General features: G+C 60.8%; 1 protein-coding gene. It reads right to left on the bottom strand.

The window, feature by feature from the left end; translation table 11 throughout:
• Nucleotides 1-96: 96 nt before the first annotated feature.
• Nucleotides 97-556: hypothetical protein (locus tag BBB56_RS23585; protein WP_158673970.1), on the bottom strand; the 460-nt coding region annotated here is incomplete at its 5' end.

The raw sequence follows: 556 nt of genomic DNA, 5'->3' as shown, positions 1-556 counted from the left end.
TGCGCATCGCTAAAGGCGTCGTCAGCGGCAATCGCGTGCCCGGTCAGGCTCAGCGTCAGGGCGGCGGCGAGGATGTGCTTTTTCATGTCTGCTCCGTTAGCGGTCGGGAAGACCGAATTCAGTAATAAGGAAGAGTTTTTTTCCGGGCGCCTGCTTCACCTGTGCAGGCAACTGCGTGATGCCGAACTTTTTCGTGATGTTGCCGGTCTGGTCGAAGTAGACCCGGCTGCCGAGGGCCTCTGCGCTGTCGCGCACGTTGCCGTTAACCAGAATGACGCGGGAGTTCGTGGTATGCGGCACCTGCTGCTTCATCCAGGCAATCTGCCGGTCGTCGTCGGCGTCGATGAAGTAAAGCGTCTCGTCAAACACCGGGATGACGTCAAACGGGTTCACCACCTGGCCTTTATGCGCAAACACCACGCCGTTCTGGTCGGCAATGTCTCGCTGCACCGTGAACGACGGATCAAACAGGCGGCTGTGCGTCTCGCGCGCCGTAGTGAGTCCCGCCACCGGCGGCGGGCGCATCGCCTCGTCCTCGGCCTTTTTCTGCATGTCC

The sequence above is a fragment of the Candidatus Pantoea deserta genome (assembly GCF_003813865.1).
Lineage (GTDB): Bacteria > Pseudomonadota > Gammaproteobacteria > Enterobacterales > Enterobacteriaceae > Pantoea > Pantoea deserta.
Note: the sequence above shows the minus strand (reverse complement) of the source record. Positions and strands in the feature narration are given on the sequence as shown.